Source organism: Pseudomonas sp. UBA6753 (genome assembly GCF_002453565.1).
Taxonomy (GTDB): Bacteria; Pseudomonadota; Gammaproteobacteria; order Pseudomonadales; family Pseudomonadaceae; genus Aquipseudomonas; species Aquipseudomonas putida_Z.
The window spans coordinates 93,866-110,314 of the sequence record NZ_DKHD01000023.1 but is presented as its reverse complement, the minus strand read 5'-3'; the positions used below and the strand labels follow the sequence as shown (position 1 = coordinate 110,314).

Genomic DNA, 16,449 nt, shown 5'->3' with positions numbered 1-16,449 from the left:
CTATGTCTCGTAGGTGAACTTCGGTGCGTCCTTGGAGGCGCCCCAGTAGATGGGCCAGTCGGCTATTTGGGCGATGGCGAAGAAGAAGCGGTCGTCCTGCCGGCGAGCCCGGTGGTTCTCATCGGTCCACCGCTCGGTACCGGTCCGGTTCCACTCGGCCATGCGGTCGATTAGGGGAACCGTGATGCTGTTGCCCTCCTCGCCATTGCCCGCATAGGAGAACTTGGCGGCATCCATGCGCCCGCTGAACAGAATATCGGCGGCATAGCTGCCGTCCTGGTCGAACACGACGAACATCAGCTTGCCGTTGCGCCCCCGGCACCCCTTCAGCGAGGTTTCAGTGATGATCTGTGTGTCCAGGCCGTTGAGCGTGAGTTCCACGGACATGGGCGAGCCAGAGTTGCTGCTCTCCTGCGACTGTCCGACCGCGCCGAAGGTGCCGACGCCCTGATAGGTAATGCCACCGATTACCAGGTCGCCGGTACCGGTATGCGCGAAGACCATCCCGTCGGGGAAGTCCAGCTGGCAGGCGTATACCGCCATGAAATTGCCCTTGGCGATGATATCGACGACTGTCTGGCTGAACGGAAAAACACCGGTGGCCATCAGAATGCCTCTCGAAATTGCAGAGTCGAGTTCGAAACCACCGGCTGGGTGGTCCATTCGTTGGTGTCATCCATGCGGCGCATCTCGCAGTAGGGATTCTTGTACTCCACTACACTGCCGACCGGGATCAGCTTTCGGATGCGCTTGTTCACCGCAATCACGGCTTTGCCAGCGGCGTCGGAGGATGCGTGCTCCACCACCTCGAACATCTCCCCGCTGATGGTGATGAGATCGCCGCGGCTGAATACCGGCCGGCTGGCCAGCATGCCTTGCAGCTGCATGACGCTGGCCTGGGCATTGGCGACTGCTACCGTCGGCGTGCCGATGTTGTCCACCCGCGCTCGGGTGAGGTACGGGATGTTTACCGTGCCGAACATCCCGTGCAGGCGGCCCAGCAGCGAGGTCAGTTCGCGTTCGTCCTCCTCATACAGAACGCCGAAATTCATGGTGCATTTCCAGTAGGAGCCAGGCTGAGCCACGATCTGCTGCGAATTTGACAGCGAAGAACTGAAGCCCCGGTTGTTGTAGACGACACCCCAGGTGACCTCAGTGGGCTCCAGGTCCTCGGGCCATTCCTCCGCCATTGGGTCACTCCAAAAAGAAAGCCCGCCGAAGCGGGCCGAGCATAGTTACCGCCGCTGCAGCATCTGCCGCCCGGCGCCGTTGGTTTTGAAGTCTCGCAACATGAGCTCGTAGCCATCCCGCGCCCCCTGCTCGGCGGCACGCCGAACATCGGCCAGGGTGGCAGCGTTGGCCTGCCCTGACACCTGGATGTGCTGGGTGATGCCGCCAAAGGTAATCGAGGATTCTCCGCCACCTCCGCCAGCACCAGCAGCCATGACGCCAAGGGAGCCATCCGGCCCCCGGTGAAGCGGCAAAATTGCTTCAGGCCCGGCCTCAGCGAAGATGCCCGCCCCCTTGGCAAAGGCGAACATCTGAGGGCTGTCGTACACCCCGCCGGAGAAGGCAGACAGGCTGGGCGAGTCGTAGACCCCGCCCTTTGCATTCGCGACGAACGAACCTTCGCTGAATCCGGTCATGGTGCCCTTCCCCAGCGCCGCCCCACCGCCGCCCAAGAAGCCGAACGCCGAGCTTAGAAAACCCGCGGCCGCCTGGCGCACCTGGATGCGAATCAGGTCCTCGATGATCGCGTCCGCGAAGTCCTTGAACGACGCTTTGCCAGTCTTGATGAACTGGACAATGCCATCCTCAAGGTTGCTGAACGCATTGGTGAATAGTTCCTGAGTCTGGCCAGCGACATCGGCAGCGCTGTCGAGATAGTTCTCGAAGGCAGCCGATGCTCCATTGCTCCAGTCGGCCTGAGCCGCATCGATTTTGGTGAAGGTGTCTTCCTGAACCTGCACCAGCTTTGCGCCATACTCCTGGCGCAGGGCGATCTGCTTCTCCAGTTCCTGCCGCTGCTTCTCGTTCGAAGCTGTGGCCAGCTCGTCGCGCAGCGCCAGGATCTTGTTGTTGTTCTCCTGCTCGAGCGCAAGTCGAGACTGGGTACGACTTGCCCGTTTGTCGCCCATCCCAACCGACGCGGCGGCGGCATCACCCTGCTCCTGCGCAATCGCCAGTTGACGTTCTAGATCGGCCTGGTACTTCATCGCCTGGGACAAGCCAGTGGATGCCTGGACGGCCTGGTTGAACTGGGCAGCCAACGCAGCAATCGCACGACCATACTCTTCGGTGGTGATCTTTTTCTGGGTCAGTAGCAGGTCCAAGCCTTGGGTCTGCTTCTTGAATTCATCAGCGGCCGCACCAACCGGGTCGTAGACCTTCTTCAGCTGCTGGTAGGCGGTTTCCGCCTCTTTCAACTGCTGGGTCAGTTTTGACTGCGCCGAGGTGGCATCCTTCGTTTCGGCCTTGGCCGATTTGTCGGCCTCCTTCTGGGCGTCGACGGCTTTTGCGCGATCACGGATCTGCTTCGCCAGGTCACTCTCGGACTTGATCTTGTTGTCCGTGATGAAGCGCTCAGCAGCCTCGGCCGCCGTCTTGTCCTTGAGCGTGGCAAGCTGCTTGTCCAGTGTATCGAGATACGTCTGTCCGGCAGAGGTGGCTTTCGCGTCAGCATCGGAGGCAGCGTTGGTCGAGACGGTTTTGCTGTTCTGCTCCTTGGTATAAAGAGCCACGACGTCAGCAGCTTTCTTCGCGGTCTCGCTAGTCTTGGAGTAACTACCGGCAGCCTCGCGCATATTGCGCAACGCTTCTTGCGGGATGTTAAAGCGCGTACTGAGATCGTCCAACCAGTCGGACAGACCCTTGCCGGCATTGCGGGCTTCATCTGCCTCTCCAGAGATTCGAGCTGCAACCGTAGAGCCGACGCCCTGTCTCACGGTGGAGAGAAAATCTTTGTAGGATTGCTCTGCATCAGCAGCGGCCTGCTCCTGCTGCCGCATCGCGCCCACCAACATGGCGCCGCGCTGGTCTTTATCCAACTCCTTGAATGCCTTGCGAAGCTCTTCTATCGGCCTCTTCAGCCCCTCCAAATCCTCCCTGGCCGACTGAGCATTACTTCCCATGGTCAGGAAGGCAATGCCCGCCCCGACAGCCAAGGCCGCCAGACCTGCTGGCCCGCCGAGGACGGTCATGAGTACCCCTGAGGAGGCTTTCACTGCGGCCTGGGCTACTCCAAGTCGAGCGGTTGCGGCTGTTTCAGCCATCCTGGCTTGGGCTAGCTCAAGCGACATTGCAGTCTGAACGGCAGTTCCCCGAGCGGCATCGGCCTCCTTCTGAGCTCGAAATACTGCCGAAGTCGCAGCGATCTGATCGGCCTTCGCTGCCATCAACGCCGCTTGCGCCTGAGCGTTGGTGGCTCGGGTGCTTTCGACGGTGGAAACGAGCCCCTTGCCGAGAGCTGCGACGTACCCGATGAAGCTGGCTGTCAGCTTGGTGCCGATCGCACCCAGCAGAATATTCACGTTATCCGCCAGGAACGCGATAGCGGTGCCCAGGGCTTCTGAGGCGCCATTGTCGGTCATCCCTTGGAGCTTCCTGGTTACGCTCTCGATACCAGGAAGCAGCCCTACGACCAACTGGCGGGTCGCGCCATCCCATGAGTTTTCGAGGTCTTGAACTGACTTGTTCAGCTTGACCATCTGGCCAATATCGAACGCCGAGATGATTGCTCCGGATTCATCGGCTCGCTCACCCGCCTCCTTGAACCCCTGCCCCGCGTTTTTGAGCAGCGGAACAAGGGCAGTGGCTTCATCAGCCATCTGCTCCATATAGCTGGTTATCTGCTGCTGGCTGGCACCGGCCTTCTCGAGCGAGGTGTAGTAGAGCTGTAATGCTTCCGGACCGGATAAGCCCTTGAAGCTTTCAGCTGTTACTCCTACCTGAGGGGCGATCTCCTTGAAGAAGTCCTGTAGCTCACCGCCGCCGCGGGAGATGAACTCCCCAACCCTGTCGGTGGTGTCTTTGAAAATGTCGGCAAGCTTATCCTGCTCTACACCTACAGACTTTGCGCCTACCGCCAACCGCTGGAAATCTTCTACAGATGTGTTAGACAGAAGAGCCAGAGTTTGAACTTCTTGGGCGTAGCTGAGGGTCGAAGTGGTCAGCGCAACCAAGCCAGCAACCGCACCAGCTGCTGCAAGCCCAATGCCCGTGAAAGCACTCCCTACCGCTTCGCGCAGCGCGACGGAGTGCGATTCAACTCGGTCAAAGGCATCGTCGACCTGCTTGAGGCTTTTATCAATGCTGCCACCAGTCTTGGAGACTGCTGAGTCAGCTCTCGCCATCTCTTGTCTCAGCTGAGCGGTAGTTGCCTCAATCCGTACAAGCATGCCCTGAATGTCGGTGTCGGCCATGATTTTCCCCGTATCATAAAAAAACCCGCCGAAGCGGGCTTTGTCATTGCAAGTCTCTAGATGCCGTGATGCACATCATCTGCATCTACTGGAAGATAGAATCTGTACTTATCTATTAAGCTAAACTTTAAGCTAGGGAAATATAGAGAATCCCTAGCCACTTGCCTCTGATCTACATAAAATGACTTTGCATGCACGTAATCAATACTTCCGCCATCAGTCACTCTCTGCGCTTCATAAAAGCAATTTGCTTCATGCAACCTGCCGCTTGCCCTATATGAGAACTGAACAATAACCGTGACGGGCTCAAGCCAACCTTCAACGTAACTTCTGTGGTGAGGAGCAGTTGGATCAGACTTCTTATCTTGGTCCGGTATCGCCCCGGAAAGGATTTTCTGCACGGCCAGATCCTTTGTATCCGGAGCACTTTCCTTGATTTGCCCTATGCATTGTTTCATCAGCCGAGATGAGGCGGCAGCGTTGTTATCTACCATCAGTCCTAGTCCAACAACAGCAGCAAGCACCGCGCACAGAGATCCAAAGATAACCAGAAGAACTTTCACGATAACCCTCCTTGATTGAAGGAGGCACCATAGCACCTAACCTCGTCTTCCTGTCAGTGCCATCCTCAGCTTGTCAGCGACATTCGATGCAGCTGGCTTCTCCTTCGCTCCCTGCTTCTTCCCGCTGCCGAACGGGTTAGTCATCTGCGCCCACTCGATCCTGGCATCCATGGCCATAAACAGCTCTGGCAGCGGCGTTGACCAAGCCACGCTCGGAGCCCAGCCCAGCCATCCAGTTGCTATTGAGTACAGCCGGTCGACGTAGCTACCGTCCTCGACAGCGCTTACGCCGTCCCGGCCTGGTCGTTTCCCGGGTCAACGCCCCGCGGATTGTAAAGAGCGCCAAGGTACTTGGTGACTAGAGGCGTCAGCCCGGCCACGCCTTCCTGCCAGACCTTCTCGGGCAACGCTTCGGCAGCCTTCCCTTCCAGGCCGGCGCCGGCGGCAATGATGAAGGCCACCGCATCCACGCCGACTGCATGCAGGGCTCCAGATGCGCCGCGCAGACCGCCGAAGCGGCTCTCGATCGCCCTCACCGCCTTGAGAGTGGGCCGCAGGGTAAATTCTTCATCGCCCAACTTCACGGTCATGGTGCCGTGCAGAGTGTTGTTCATAGCTCAGTCCAGTGAGGACGGGGCCGGAGCCCCGGTTCGGTTATGGGGTGACCGGTGCCGGCAGCAACTCGAGGATGTCGGAGTTGATGCCGATCGTGACATTTCGGCGGACCACGTTGTCAGCGGCTCCAGGCGCCACAGTGTTGTTCATCACCTTGCCACGGAAGTAGAACGTGGTTGGATTCACCACCGGCGAGGCATCTGGATCGCCGTCGTTGAGGGTGATCTTGATGTTGTAGTCGCCCTTGCTGCGATCCTTGTGCGCAGTCTTGACGGCATTCTGACCAGCGTCGCCGTTGTCGAGACCTACGGTCAGGGTCAGGTCGCCAGCATCGGCGGTTCCCTTGTACTTGCGCACCCGGCCATCCTTGAGCGAGGTGAAGCTCACGCTGCTGAAGGTGTCACCGAACTCGCCCAGGTCCTCGATCTCGCCAACTTCGACGTAGGTGTCGGCCTTGTACTCGGTTTCGGTGTCCGCGCCGGTCTTGCCGCCGATGAAGAAGCGGCAGCCGGCGGCTGTGTTGAGGTTGTCGTCGGCCATGAGGGTTCCTCCAAAGGCACATTGGATAAAAGCCGCGGCGCGGCCGGTGGATGATTCAGTGGGTGGTGATCACGCGGACGGTGATCGAACCCTGGTAAGTGATGCCGTCAGCGTCGCGCTGGGCATCGGCCTGCTCGACCCGGACGGAAACGGCACGCCCCACCTCCAGCGGCAGCCGTCGCTCGTCCAGGGCGGCGATGACCTCACCGTTGATGCGCTTCACCTCGGCCTGGCCCACGGCATCGGACCAGACAGACAGGTACAGCAGGCGCGTTTCGCGCTTTCGGCCAGAGATCGGGCTGCTGTTGACCGAGACCTCCCGGTCAATCGACACGTACGGCATCGCCGCATTCAGCGGCGCTCCGTCGTAGATCGGGCAGCTGACCTCGGTCTGAAGCCTGGCGAAGATAGCCTCCTGCAAGGCCAGCGACGGATCAGCCATTGCCTACCCCCTGGCTCGCCTTGCGCAGCGTGCGCCGGACAGCTTCCTGAAGGTCGGCCATCACGTATTCGCGGTTGACGTCCAACGACGGCCGCAGCCACGGGTGAGCCGGCCTGGCGGGTATGTCCGGGTACTTACCGAAGAAGTGCTGCCCATCCGACTTGTTCTTGGTGTCGCGCTGACGGAACGCATTGCGGCGGCCTTTCAGCTTCGACTTGTCGCGGTTGTTGGTGTGCACACCGCCAACCGCGTTGCGGTCGGCCCGCTGGTACATGCTGCCGGAATAGCCCTTGGTGCCATACTCGAGGAACCGCAGGTAGAAGAATCGGCGGTTGTCCCGCTTGCCTCTGATGCCGACCTGGGCGTCCAGCCCGCTTGGGGCGACGTAGACCCGCAGGGCCGCCGACGCAGCGCCAGTGTCCTTCGGGATCAGCTGCTGCTGCGTGGCCAGCACGCGGGCAGCCGCTTTGGCCATGGCCGGCTGCAGTTCGTTGTCCATCGTCTTGTGTATGTTGCGCAGCGTCCGGCGCAGCCGGATATCGCCGCGGATACTGGACCGGCGCGCCATGACCTACTCCTTCGCCTGGGCGGCCTTCGCTGGCTTCTCGGCCTTCTCGATGATTTCGACGGCATAACCGCGCGTGATCAGGCCCTTGCCGTACTCATCCTCTACATCGAAGACTTCGCCCTTTTCACGCTCGCCAGAAGCGCCAGTCAGCGGTCCCAGTGCTTGAATTTTCACGGTTCACCTCATGGGTTTGGGACGCTGGAGCACAGCAGCCTCAGCATATCCCGTTCGTTATTGAGCAGCGGCGCCTCGACCTGGTAGGTCATGCCCGTGCGCTTTTCGGTCAGCCGCCAGCCGGCGACAATGTCCGAGCGTGGTCGTATACGGATCTCGGCACTGATCACCGCCTGAAGTTGCTCGGCCACAGGTGAAACCCTGCCAGTGGGCGTGGTGACCTCTGCCCAGACTTCGCCGACCTCCAGCCAGGTCTCAGTGGCCCCGCCGGAGCGGTTCTGCTCGCGACGGGGTTCGAAGATCCGGCAGCGATGCCGCATTGGTCCGGCTTTCATCAGAAGCGCTTCCTGTACCAGAGCAGCCTTTCAACGGCGAGCGGCATCTCAGTGGCGATGGTGCCAACGGCAACAGCCTCGCGGTTGGCGTACCAGTGGCCGACCAGCAGTAGGACCGCCTGCTCGACATCGCCGGTCAATCCCATCTCCTCGGGCTCAACTGGGTCAGTCTCTACTAGCTTGCGGTCGCAGTGCTGCTCGACATGGGCCTTGGCCGCTGCGATGTAGCCGCTGATCAAGGCGTCTTCCTCATCGCCGTCGAGCCGCAGGTGCATCTTCACGGTGGCCAGGTCGATCATCACTTGCTCTCTTTCGGCGCGGTAGGCTTGGTTTCCTTGGGTTTCACCGCCTTCGCCTTACCGTCGCCATCGACTTCTTCGGCTAACCCCTTGCCGATCAAGGCGTGAGCGTATTCGTCATCAGCCTCATCGAAGGTTTCACCGGCCTTGACCTTGTTCGAAGTTCCGCCCAACAGCGCCCCGTTGCCGACGAAGCCCCACAGAATCTTGATTTTCATGCTGCATCCATAAATGAAGAGGCCGGCGATATGCCGGCCTTCGGTGGGGTTAGGCGGTCGGGAAGCGCCCTTTCACCAAGGCTTCCTTACGGCGCACGCCAAGGCCCAGGCGCTCCTCGACCAGCAGAGCACGTTCGTTCTTGATGAACTGATCGTTGATCAAGCCCATCTTGAACAGGAACGACATGCGGTCGAACAGCGTGGTGGAACGAGCGAAGTTGGCGGTCAGGAACTCGCCACCGTTGGTGCCGTCGCCCTCGTCCATGCTGTCCGAGGTGATCACGGGGCGACCCCAGAGGATTGGAGTGACCAGACCTTGCAGGTTGGCGAACAGGTAACGGTTCTCGCCGTCCTTCTGCAGCTCGATATTCATCCAGTCCAGTTCGGTCATCACCACGCCATCAGCCGACATCTGGGATTGCTTGCGCACCTGATAGATGGATCGGCGGACCAGGTCGATGGCGGTGTCACTGGCCTTGCTGAGGGCAGTGTTGTAGTTGGTGGCCTGGGTCATCAGGCCATTGAGGTTCTCGCCGGTACCGTCGCCCTTAAGGATCTGAGCCTCCTCCTCGAGCTTGAGGTCGTAGCGCAGCAACTGCTGGAGATAGGCGAACAGCTGCGGGACGTCGTCCAGCGCTTCATCGGTGACCGGCATCCAGACCGCGATCTTCTTCACGCGATCGGTCTCGGTGGTGAAGGTCACGTTGCTGGTTGGTTTCAGCCCGCCCTCGGCGACCGGCGCGGCGCCGCGGGTGTGCAGGTTCTCGCGGAAGTAGGTGTAGTTCTGCCCCGCGACGGGCACGGCGGTCAGCAGATCGCGGATGCGCAGCTCCTGACGGATGCCGGGTTGAATTACCGGGTCATACTGCGGAACGACGATGCCGGCGCTGGTGACCTTCATTTCCTTCATGCTGGCCATGTCGGACTTGGTCACATCGAGTTCAGCCAGAGCCCCGCCTTTCTTCAGCGACTTGTAGCCTTCATCGCCCTGGATGAGGTCGATAAAGCTCTTGCCCTCGCCTGGCTGGCCACGCAACTTGACGCCTTTCTGCTCCAGATCGACCACCTGGTCGATGACCTTCTGCAGCTCGCCCTTCTGGTCTTCGATCTGCTTCTTGAGATCACCGGCGACCTGGTTGCCCTTCTCGATCTCGCTCATGGCTTGATCGTACTTGGTCTGTAGGCCGTCGAAACCTTTCTTCAGCTGGAGCTCCAGGGAGTCCTTCAGTTCTTTTACTTCGCTCATGGTGCTACTCCAAAATGGTGGGTGAACAGGGTGGAAATATCTTTCAGCTCATCCACGATCGCCGTGGCCTCGCTCCCGCCATCACGGCGTAGCGCGGTGTAGCCGAGCGAAGCGACTGCCGCCGCTTCCTTCTGCGAGAGGCCCATGCGTTCGCGCAGGGCCTTCTCGAAAAGCCTGATGTCCGACTTGACGCTGAGAACCTGGGCCTCCGGGTTCATGCCGAACGGTACGAAGGACGCCTCCCAGAGTTCGGCCTCCTTGATGAGGCGCACGCGCCGGCCGGCGCGGTCCTCGAAATCTGCCTTGATGGTGTTGAAGCCGATCGACATGCTGTCGAGGATGTCGGCCTTCATGAGCTCGTAGGCGTCGCGGGCGTAGCTGACATTGAGGTTGACCTGGCCCTTCAGCAGCAGGCCGTGGTCGTCTTGGGTGTAGTCGGCGGCCCCCACCAGACGGGTCAGGTCGTGGTACAGGGCCAGCTTCAATTTGCCGTTGCGGGTCGCCTTCACCCGGGTAAAGGCGCCGGGCATGATTACGTCGTCGCCCAGGTCGACGTTGTTGAACACCGCGGCGTAGCCTTCGAAGTTGCCGGCTTCGTCTACGGCCTTGAGTTCGAACGGGACTTCAAGGTTCGCCATTGGTTTGCATCTCCCACCGGGTGACCCGGTTGTATTCGTCGCCTTCCAGGGGAGGCAGGTTTTCCTTGGCGCGGACTTCGTTAATGCTCATCCAGCCAGAACCGCCGGAGCCGCCCAGTGCGCTGCCGTAGTACGTGGCCCTTCCAGCACTATCGGCCCGCAGCAGACCCTCGACGGCGAACTCTGCGAACCGCGAATAGGCCGTGAAAATCTTGTCGTTGAACTCGTCCTCCACCGCATCGATGAAGGGCTTGAGGCCGAAGGTGATGTAGCCCGTGAGCTGCTGCTCGAGGTTGGAGCCCATGATGGAGGTCTTGCCCGCTCGGTTGGCCAGCCACAGCGGTACGCCGTATATGCCCGCCAGGGCTTCTTCCTGAAACTGCTGCGACTCGATGAACTGAGCATCCTTCTGGGTGATGCCCGCCGGCACGATCTTGGGGTTGCCCTGCAGAATGGCCATCTTGCCTATATCGTCGGCGTCGGCCTTGCGCACATCGGGGAATTTCTCCATCACCTGGGCCTGCTGGGCCTTGGTGAGGAACTGTTCGTAGATGACATAGCCGCCGGTGAAGCCGCCCTTGCGCATGAAGCGCGCTGACCACTGCTGGCCGGCCTTGGCCAGCCCCATGGTTTCGGCCTGGTGCTCAATAGGCGAAAGACCGACGATGCCGTCCAGACTGAACAGCTTGAAGTGCAGCATGTTCTCCGGTGATACGGGGAACGGCTTCCCCTCGCTGGGGGTGACCAGATAGAGCAGGTCCTCGTCCGTGTCGATGGTGACCGTCTTGCCATCCAGAGGAACCAGGCCAACAACGTCGCCGTTTCGGTTGCGCTCGATCAGGGCGAAGGCATTGCCGCGCAGCGCCATGTTCACGACCACGAACTTGAGAAAGTTCAGCATCGTCATGTAGGGGTTGGGCTTGCGCAGCAGCTTCGCGTATCGGTCAGTGCTCCCGACCATTGCGCGCTTGCCGCCGGTGTCTTCATATAGTTTGAACGGCAGGCCGCTCAGCGACTCGGAGAGGATCTTGACGCAGGACCAAATCATGCTGACGGAAAGTGCAGTCTTGGCGGTGACGCGCACCCCCGCCTTGGTGCGCTTGCCGCCGACCTCAAGGTCAACCTCGACATAGTCGCCCGTGGTCGGGTCGGTGTAGCCGAAGAAACCCCAGGTCGAGGGGTTGTACCATTTGAATGCCATGGTCAGCCTACTAATCCGAAAAAGCCGTGGTTGAGGTAGTCGTCGAGACCGCCGCGGGCCTCGGGATTGAGGGCCATCAGCGACACGGCGTTGAAGGTCGCCATGAGCGGGTCAATTTTTGCGGTTCCCGATGCTTGCTTGGTGATCAGGAAGGCGTTGGCCGAGGGCACACCTTTGGCGTTGCCGCACGACCAGGCCATGAGCGGCTGTCCACAGTGGATGAACGAGCCCTCTGCGAGCCGGCGCTCGGTCGTCTTGATCGCGCCGGTGAGCTTCCAACCCTGCGAGATGCCGACCACCTGCTCTTCATCAATCTCGACATCAGCCAGCGCATCAAGCACGGCACCGATGCCGGCGGGGTCAAGTCCGACCTTGTCGAGCAATCCCGCCTGGTTGATCCGCGAAACGATGGCCGCCAGCTGATCAACGTCGTCGCCAATCTTGTCGACGATGGTCAGGTCACCGGTCGCTTCCAAGTCTCTGAGCCTGGGAGCTTCTGACTTGCGGCGTTCAAGCACCGAGGGGTGGGCCCAAGCGTGCGCCCAGTGCAACCAGGTGCGGGATTCTCGTACCCGGCCAATCACCGCCAGGCCGAGCAAGTCATCAAGGCCACCGCCATCGACGCCAACGTCGATGACCTCGCACTGCTCGAGCAAGTCGTCCAGCGTCATGCCTTCCTTGGCCTGGGGCTCCCAGAAAGCGGCACCGACCCAGCTGTCGGACATCAGAGCAAGGCCGATCTCGATGTTGAGGTGCTTGGCCAGGAAGCCGCGCATCTCCGCCTCGCCATCGATCTCGGCCTGCATATGCAGGCGCTCCAGCGTGGGCCGGTCAACGGAGTAGTTGATGTTCGGGTTGACCAGGTGGAAGTTTTCAGGCTTCCGGGCCTCACCGCTCTTGATCATCTCCTGTGAGAACTCGTAGATGATCGGGAGGAAGCGGTTGTCGTCGATGCGACCATCTCGTACGCCGCGGGCATAGTTCAGTTTCGACCTGAACACCCCAGCCGGCGGTTCGTTCGATTGAGTCGTCAGCCAGATGATGAAGCCTTCCGGACGAGACAGCAGACCGCCCGTGGCTTCGCGGATCATGTCCGCAGCCTTGGGATTCTTGCCGAACAGCCAGGCTTCATCGATCAGCACGCCGACGGCTTTCTTGCCGCCCACCACATCGCTGTCCGCCGCCACCACCTTCAACGTGGCTCCCGTCTCGCGATGGGTGATCAACCGCAGATGCGGCTGCACATGCAGCAGGGCTTTCAGCTCTTCATCGTTGTTGACCATGTCCTTGGCCGGGATGAACGAGTTGTCGGCGATTTCCTTGGTCGGAGCCAAGATGATGAACTCTGCAGAGAGCCGCCAGTTCCGAATCAGCGCGGTCAGCATGATGCCGGCAGCGATCGTCGATTTACTGTTCTTTTTCGGGATGCACAACATCACTTCCCGGATCAGACGCTCGCCGGTTTCGCTGTTGTAGCTCCCGAACACCGCGCCGGCGAAGGCCAACACCCAGGGCGCACATGACGCTTCAATCGTGGGGCTACCAGGCGCGTCGACAATCTTCAGCCCCTTGAACACCTCAAGGCTGGCTTTCGCTTCATCCGGGAACAGTGGCTCCGGGATGATTGACTCCCCTGCAGCCAATAACCGCCACCAGTCCGGGCAGGCAGTAGTCCATTGCATGACTTACCCCTTGACCATACTGAGGGACGGCTTGCCGGGGGGCGGCTTGCCCTGTGAGTACTTGCCTTTGCCTGCCTCTTTGGCGGCTTCGGCTTTCTGCTCTTTCTTGCCCTGATCAGCGACCTTGCCGTGCGCGTAGGGCATCAGCGTTTTGGCTGCCTCCAGGCGCATGCGCATATCCGCCCCATTTGCGTTCATGAGCTCTGTAAGGAACACACGCGGGTCGTCTGTGTGGGTGAGCGCGACCTCAGCCGGCTCCTCCTCCGCGATATCCTCACCTTTAACTTTTCGCCCAGGTTTAACCTCAGAGCTGGTAGCCTGTTTCTGCTTGAGGCGACGACCGACTTCGGTCAGCACATCCTCATCCTTCGCCAGCTTGGAGCCCGCTTGTGACGCGGTTTTCTCTGAATACCCGGCAGCGATCGCTGATTCGCGATTTGTGGCCCCCGACAGCAAAGCGTCAACAAACCGCCGCTTCTTGTCGGTTAAAGCCATGGTTAACTTTTCCTGAAACGGGAAAAAATGTGTACGTGGGGTCGGTGGCGGTCTAGCTAGATGCGAATCGCTATATTTTGACCTCCCCCCACCCTCGCGGCACGCCACTGACGTGCTTCGAAGGCGCCTCGGGTGACCGCGCGCCAGTCCGCTGACGGTCAGCCCGTCAGGCCAGCAGCCTCCTCGGCCTGCTTGACCGAGTCGTGGCAGGGCTTGCAGAGCGGCTGCCAGTTGGTCTGATTCCAGAAGAGATCCTTGTCGCCTCGATGAGCCACGATGTGGTCAACGACGCTGGCCGCTGCCGTTCGCCCCTGCCGGGCGCAGTAAGCGCACAGCGGGTTGTCACGCAGGTATTGCTCTCGCGCCTTCTGCCACCGGTAGTCGTAGCCACGCTGGGAGCTGGTCATGCCGCTCCGCCAGCTGCCAGGTGTGACCACCTTGACCCGCGACCCTGCGCTCTCCTTGATGCGTGAGCCGAGTGTCTTGAGCCTGGCCATCAGCCTTGAGCCTTTCGGGACAGGAACAAATCGGAGTAGCCGCGCAGCTTCTCCACCCCCATGAAGCCGACCATGCCGCCGGCGAAGGTGGCCATGCCCTGTGGCAGGCCCATCCATTCGAGCAGCGGTACTAGGGCCAGGGTGATGAGGCCACACAGGGCGCCCTCCAAGAACATCTGCCTACGGGTGCCGCCGCCATAAACCACCCGAAGGACGGCGATCGCGACGGAAAGGCCAGCGGCGTACAGCTGAGGCTGGTGGGCAAGCACCCAAGCAATCAGGGCGGCCCACAGGCCGGGATCTTTCTCTGGCATATGGTCCATCTCGATTCCTCCCGTTGCGGGGAGCGGAAATAGAAAAGGCCCGCCGTTGTGGCGAGCCCAGGAGTGGGTGCGGAAGGCTGGGGCGACCAACCACCCAGCGAGAACAGTAGAGGAGCCTTATGCCCAGCGAGGTGGCTGCGCCTGGGCCGAGGTCGGTCGGGCCATTGCTTGCTCCGTAAATGAAAATTCGTGCACCGACGTAAAACCGGTCGGATGCTTGCCTAGGAATCCCCTAGAGGCTAAAAGGAATGTTGCCCGATCTGGCCTCACTAGAGGGAACTAATAAATGCCGATCAGTGACATTTTTGTAATCGCTTACAAGCTCCACGGGGAGGCTCGCGAATTCATCGTCCGCGCCGAGCGAATGAATAACGCTGAGGCTTGGCACTGGGCTGCCTGCGAAGCCGGCGTTGGAGTCATCCCTAAGTTCACTGCTTCGGATATCAGAAAAGTCTCTCGGCCTGCTGCTGAGCGCTTCGGCATAACTGACGTCCAATGGCGGAGGTCCGGCAACCTATGAAATACCGCATCGACTACAACCTCAAAGGCCATACCAGATTCTGGATATGCGATTGGCCTAGCACGCCGAACGAAGACAATGTGCTGACCGCTCTCCTCCGTCTGCATGCCCCCGCTGACCCCTTGTCTGAGGCGCGCGCGCCGTGCCGCTTATCACATGATGATCTCCGCATTGCGATCGCCGATTTGGGCATCTCGGATGTACGCATTGAGGGGGATAAATAGCTATATCGGGATACCCAGGCCAACGCTGGCAAGTACGCCGGTCACTGCAAGGGCGCCGGTACTCGGCTCGGCCATAGGTGATGCTCCAGAAACGAAAAGCCCCGGCAAATGCCGAGGCTTGAAATAGTTCGCTCGATCTTCACGCCCAAACCCTAAAGTAGTTTCGCATGTCCTTGCGCTTCGGAAACATCGAACAACTGCCTGATAAATTCAAACTCATCAGCAGTCAGACCTCGTTTCGGGGAATGCTCCGCGAGCATTGATGATTTATGTTCTAGTGCGGCTTGCCATGCCTGCTGCCAGATAGTCCATTCGAGGTTGGTAGACGCATCCAAATAGCCTTCATTCAACCGGGCAAGCAAATGTTCAGGCCTGGAAGCCTCAAACTGGTCGCGCATTGTCTCTTTTTCACGCCTAACGGTTATTCGAGCCTAGGGTATCGGCATGGCCACTCACAATTTTAGGCTTATCGCAAAAAATCGAGAATGGATAACTGGCATCGGGAGATCGTCAGAAATTAAAGGCGCCCGCGAAATGGCGAGGCCTTGGAATAAGTTGCGGAGGGCCGGTGCATACCCGGCTTGGTGGCCTGGATCGCTGGGTCACATACCCCAGACTCTCATCGCGTAGCCGATCAGGGAGCGCACGGCTTTGATCGACGCCACTACCGACTTAGCCCAGCTGCCTGAGCGTGTCATCCGCATAAAAAAGCCCGCACAGGGCGGGCAAAGAGGGATCGTGCTTTTTTAAATCTGGTGGCTGTAGAACAGCGAGTACGACTCGATACCGTCGTTGGGCTGCTTAATGCCAGCGTTGGAGTAGTGAATCGCTCGGATGCCAACCTTCTGCGTCTCGCCGATCTTCAAGCCCGCACCGATGCGGTCTTCGAAGTTGAAGGCCGAACCAAAGTCCTGGTCACCTGCGGACGTACCAGAGAAGACCGCCAGGCCGATGCCAGCCTCAACGAATGGCTTCACGTTACCGCTGCCGAACTCGTAAACGAAAACTGGCGCAAAGGACAGCGAGTGAGCGCCACCGGAAGCATCTCCTGCTTCCCAATAGGTATACCCAGCATCCCAGTAACCGGTTAGACGGCCAGTACTGGATTCAAACCAGCTTTTGTCCCAGTTAAAGCCAATGCCGACGCGCGCTGTAAGACCACCTTGGCCTGTCGCGCCAAGCGCTCCGGATAGCTCAGCCGCTCCGGCGGACGCAGCGAAAAGGGAAAGCGCCACAACGGCGAGAACGTTTTTCATACTCACGGTCTTCCATGTTATTGAGTAGCAACCTATCAGAATCATAGCGCTATCAAATCGTTCCCTCATACAAGAAAAATGCTTTTTCTGGAGGGCTACCTGAATCTAAGCCCCTCAAAAACACAAAACCCCGACACGATGGCCGGAGTTTGTCTGTGTCGCGTAACGTTGCAAGCTGGACACGCTGCTATG

Annotated in this window: 22 protein-coding genes; 1 reads left to right on the top strand and 21 read right to left on the bottom strand. The window is 59.8% G+C overall.

Going from position 1 to position 16,449, the window contains the following annotated elements; genetic code table 11:
* From B2790_RS09025 to B2790_RS08935, 19 genes are all read right to left on the bottom strand, one after another.
* The gene (locus tag B2790_RS09025) at positions 1 to 606 is read right to left on the bottom strand and encodes a hypothetical protein (RefSeq protein ID WP_286918656.1); all 606 of its coding nucleotides are present in this window, start codon (positions 604 to 606) and stop codon (positions 1 to 3) included.
* Positions 606 to 1,190, bottom strand: coding sequence for a hypothetical protein (locus B2790_RS09020; RefSeq protein ID WP_103462142.1), 585 nt, complete (start codon positions 1,188 to 1,190; stop codon positions 606 to 608). The genes B2790_RS09025 and B2790_RS09020 overlap by 1 nt, the downstream gene beginning before the upstream one ends.
* A gap of 45 nt (positions 1,191 to 1,235) precedes the next feature.
* Positions 1,236 to 4,421 (bottom strand): phage tail tape measure protein, encoded by a 3,186-nt coding sequence (locus tag B2790_RS09015; protein WP_102084473.1) that lies wholly within the window; start codon positions 4,419 to 4,421, stop codon positions 1,236 to 1,238.
* 56 nt (positions 4,422 to 4,477) lie between these two features.
* Entirely contained in the window at positions 4,478 to 4,984 is a 507-nt protein-coding gene (locus B2790_RS09010) for a hypothetical protein (protein WP_286918655.1), read from the bottom strand.
* Between the two features lie 284 nt (positions 4,985 to 5,268).
* Positions 5,269 to 5,598, bottom strand: a complete 330-nt coding sequence (locus B2790_RS09005) for a hypothetical protein (RefSeq protein WP_016715881.1) — start codon at positions 5,596 to 5,598, stop codon at positions 5,269 to 5,271.
* A 40-nt stretch (positions 5,599 to 5,638) separates the two neighbouring features.
* Positions 5,639 to 6,139 (bottom strand): hypothetical protein, encoded by a 501-nt coding sequence (locus B2790_RS09000; RefSeq protein ID WP_286918654.1) that lies wholly within the window; start codon positions 6,137 to 6,139, stop codon positions 5,639 to 5,641.
* A 55-nt stretch (positions 6,140 to 6,194) separates the two neighbouring features.
* Complete coding sequence (locus B2790_RS08995; RefSeq protein ID WP_085600399.1) at positions 6,195 to 6,581, bottom strand: DUF3168 domain-containing protein; 387 nt, start codon at positions 6,579 to 6,581, stop codon at positions 6,195 to 6,197.
* Complete coding sequence (locus tag B2790_RS08990) at positions 6,574 to 7,149, bottom strand: HK97-gp10 family putative phage morphogenesis protein (protein ID WP_102084469.1); 576 nt, start codon at positions 7,147 to 7,149, stop codon at positions 6,574 to 6,576. The genes B2790_RS08995 and B2790_RS08990 overlap by 8 nt, the downstream gene beginning before the upstream one ends.
* 3 nt (positions 7,150 to 7,152) lie before the next feature.
* Positions 7,153 to 7,323, bottom strand: coding sequence for a hypothetical protein (locus B2790_RS08985; protein ID WP_173585850.1), 171 nt, complete (start codon positions 7,321 to 7,323; stop codon positions 7,153 to 7,155).
* Positions 7,324 to 7,331: 8 nt separating this feature from the next.
* Complete coding sequence (locus B2790_RS08980; protein ID WP_137188607.1) at positions 7,332 to 7,658, bottom strand: phage head closure protein; 327 nt, start codon at positions 7,656 to 7,658, stop codon at positions 7,332 to 7,334.
* Positions 7,658 to 7,957, bottom strand: a complete 300-nt coding sequence (locus B2790_RS08975) for a head-tail connector protein (RefSeq protein ID WP_236183397.1) — start codon at positions 7,955 to 7,957, stop codon at positions 7,658 to 7,660. Before B2790_RS08975 ends, B2790_RS08980 begins: the two co-directional genes overlap by 1 nt.
* Complete coding sequence (locus B2790_RS08970; RefSeq protein WP_236183396.1) at positions 7,957 to 8,175, bottom strand: DUF7302 family protein; 219 nt, start codon at positions 8,173 to 8,175, stop codon at positions 7,957 to 7,959. The genes B2790_RS08975 and B2790_RS08970 overlap by 1 nt, the downstream gene beginning before the upstream one ends.
* Positions 8,176 to 8,224: 49 nt before the next feature.
* A complete protein-coding gene (locus tag B2790_RS08965) occupies positions 8,225 to 9,421 on the bottom strand; it encodes a phage major capsid protein (protein WP_102084465.1) in 1,197 nt (398 codons plus the stop codon).
* A complete protein-coding gene (locus B2790_RS08960; RefSeq protein ID WP_102084464.1) occupies positions 9,418 to 10,059 on the bottom strand; it encodes an HK97 family phage prohead protease in 642 nt (213 codons plus the stop codon). The genes B2790_RS08965 and B2790_RS08960 overlap by 4 nt, the downstream gene beginning before the upstream one ends.
* A complete protein-coding gene (locus B2790_RS08955) occupies positions 10,046 to 11,260 on the bottom strand; it encodes a phage portal protein (protein WP_137188604.1) in 1,215 nt (404 codons plus the stop codon). Before B2790_RS08955 ends, B2790_RS08960 begins: the two co-directional genes overlap by 14 nt.
* A gap of 2 nt (positions 11,261 to 11,262) precedes the next feature.
* On the bottom strand, positions 11,263 to 12,942 hold the full coding sequence (locus tag B2790_RS08950; RefSeq protein WP_286918653.1) for a terminase large subunit: 1,680 nt from the start codon (positions 12,940 to 12,942) through the stop codon (positions 11,263 to 11,265).
* Between the two features lie 3 nt (positions 12,943 to 12,945).
* Positions 12,946 to 13,437, bottom strand: coding sequence for a terminase small subunit (locus B2790_RS08945; RefSeq protein WP_085600383.1), 492 nt, complete (start codon positions 13,435 to 13,437; stop codon positions 12,946 to 12,948).
* A gap of 158 nt (positions 13,438 to 13,595) precedes the next feature.
* Positions 13,596 to 13,934, bottom strand: coding sequence for an HNH endonuclease (locus tag B2790_RS08940; protein ID WP_137109089.1), 339 nt, complete (start codon positions 13,932 to 13,934; stop codon positions 13,596 to 13,598).
* The gene (locus B2790_RS08935; RefSeq protein WP_015271432.1) at positions 13,934 to 14,257 is read right to left on the bottom strand and encodes a phage holin, lambda family; all 324 of its coding nucleotides are present in this window, start codon (positions 14,255 to 14,257) and stop codon (positions 13,934 to 13,936) included. Before B2790_RS08935 ends, B2790_RS08940 begins: the two co-directional genes overlap by 1 nt.
* Before the next feature lie 286 nt (positions 14,258 to 14,543).
* On the opposite strand from B2790_RS08935, the gene B2790_RS08930 reads away from it, so the two are divergent.
* A complete protein-coding gene (locus B2790_RS08930; RefSeq protein WP_103462139.1) occupies positions 14,544 to 14,777 on the top strand; it encodes a DUF6555 family protein in 234 nt (77 codons plus the stop codon).
* Positions 14,778 to 15,153: 376 nt separating this feature from the next.
* On the opposite strand, the gene B2790_RS08925 is transcribed toward B2790_RS08930, so the two are convergent.
* On the bottom strand, positions 15,154 to 15,399 hold the full coding sequence (locus tag B2790_RS08925; protein WP_103462085.1) for a hypothetical protein: 246 nt from the start codon (positions 15,397 to 15,399) through the stop codon (positions 15,154 to 15,156).
* A 348-nt stretch (positions 15,400 to 15,747) separates the two neighbouring features.
* The gene (locus tag B2790_RS08920) at positions 15,748 to 16,257 is read right to left on the bottom strand and encodes an acyloxyacyl hydrolase (protein WP_016489223.1); all 510 of its coding nucleotides are present in this window, start codon (positions 16,255 to 16,257) and stop codon (positions 15,748 to 15,750) included.
* Positions 16,258 to 16,449: the final 192 nt, after the last annotated feature.

What these genes read in the sequence shown, in the direction of transcription:
- B2790_RS09025 (WP_286918656.1), bottom strand. Translation starts at nt 606, where the DNA reads ATGGCCACCGGTGTTTTTCCGTTCAGCCAGACAGTCGTCGATATCATC.
- B2790_RS09020 (WP_103462142.1), bottom strand. Translation starts at nt 1,190, where the DNA reads ATGGCGGAGGAATGGCCCGAGGACCTGGAGCCCACTGAGGTCACCTGG.
- B2790_RS09015 (WP_102084473.1), bottom strand. Translation starts at nt 4,421, where the DNA reads ATGGCCGACACCGACATTCAGGGCATGCTTGTACGGATTGAGGCAACT.
- B2790_RS09005 (WP_016715881.1), bottom strand. Translation starts at nt 5,598, where the DNA reads ATGAACAACACTCTGCACGGCACCATGACCGTGAAGTTGGGCGATGAA.
- B2790_RS09000 (WP_286918654.1), bottom strand. Translation starts at nt 6,139, where the DNA reads ATGGCCGACGACAACCTCAACACAGCCGCCGGCTGCCGCTTCTTCATC.
- B2790_RS08995 (WP_085600399.1), bottom strand. Translation starts at nt 6,581, where the DNA reads ATGGCTGATCCGTCGCTGGCCTTGCAGGAGGCTATCTTCGCCAGGCTT.
- B2790_RS08990 (WP_102084469.1), bottom strand. Translation starts at nt 7,149, where the DNA reads ATGGCGCGCCGGTCCAGTATCCGCGGCGATATCCGGCTGCGCCGGACG.
- B2790_RS08980 (WP_137188607.1), bottom strand. Translation starts at nt 7,658, where the DNA reads ATGAAAGCCGGACCAATGCGGCATCGCTGCCGGATCTTCGAACCCCGT.
- B2790_RS08975 (WP_236183397.1), bottom strand. Translation starts at nt 7,957, where the DNA reads ATGATCGACCTGGCCACCGTGAAGATGCACCTGCGGCTCGACGGCGAT.
- B2790_RS08970 (WP_236183396.1), bottom strand. Translation starts at nt 8,175, where the DNA reads ATGAAAATCAAGATTCTGTGGGGCTTCGTCGGCAACGGGGCGCTGTTG.
- B2790_RS08965 (WP_102084465.1), bottom strand. Translation starts at nt 9,421, where the DNA reads ATGAGCGAAGTAAAAGAACTGAAGGACTCCCTGGAGCTCCAGCTGAAG.
- B2790_RS08960 (WP_102084464.1), bottom strand. Translation starts at nt 10,059, where the DNA reads ATGGCGAACCTTGAAGTCCCGTTCGAACTCAAGGCCGTAGACGAAGCC.
- B2790_RS08955 (WP_137188604.1), bottom strand. Translation starts at nt 11,260, where the DNA reads ATGGCATTCAAATGGTACAACCCCTCGACCTGGGGTTTCTTCGGCTAC.
- B2790_RS08950 (WP_286918653.1), bottom strand. Translation starts at nt 12,942, where the DNA reads ATGCAATGGACTACTGCCTGCCCGGACTGGTGGCGGTTATTGGCTGCA.
- B2790_RS08945 (WP_085600383.1), bottom strand. Translation starts at nt 13,437, where the DNA reads ATGGCTTTAACCGACAAGAAGCGGCGGTTTGTTGACGCTTTGCTGTCG.
- B2790_RS08940 (WP_137109089.1), bottom strand. Translation starts at nt 13,934, where the DNA reads ATGGCCAGGCTCAAGACACTCGGCTCACGCATCAAGGAGAGCGCAGGG.
- B2790_RS08935 (WP_015271432.1), bottom strand. Translation starts at nt 14,257, where the DNA reads ATGGACCATATGCCAGAGAAAGATCCCGGCCTGTGGGCCGCCCTGATT.
- B2790_RS08930 (WP_103462139.1), top strand. Translation starts at nt 14,544, where the DNA reads ATGCCGATCAGTGACATTTTTGTAATCGCTTACAAGCTCCACGGGGAG.
- B2790_RS08925 (WP_103462085.1), bottom strand. Translation starts at nt 15,399, where the DNA reads ATGCGCGACCAGTTTGAGGCTTCCAGGCCTGAACATTTGCTTGCCCGG.
- B2790_RS08920 (WP_016489223.1), bottom strand. Translation starts at nt 16,257, where the DNA reads ATGAAAAACGTTCTCGCCGTTGTGGCGCTTTCCCTTTTCGCTGCGTCC.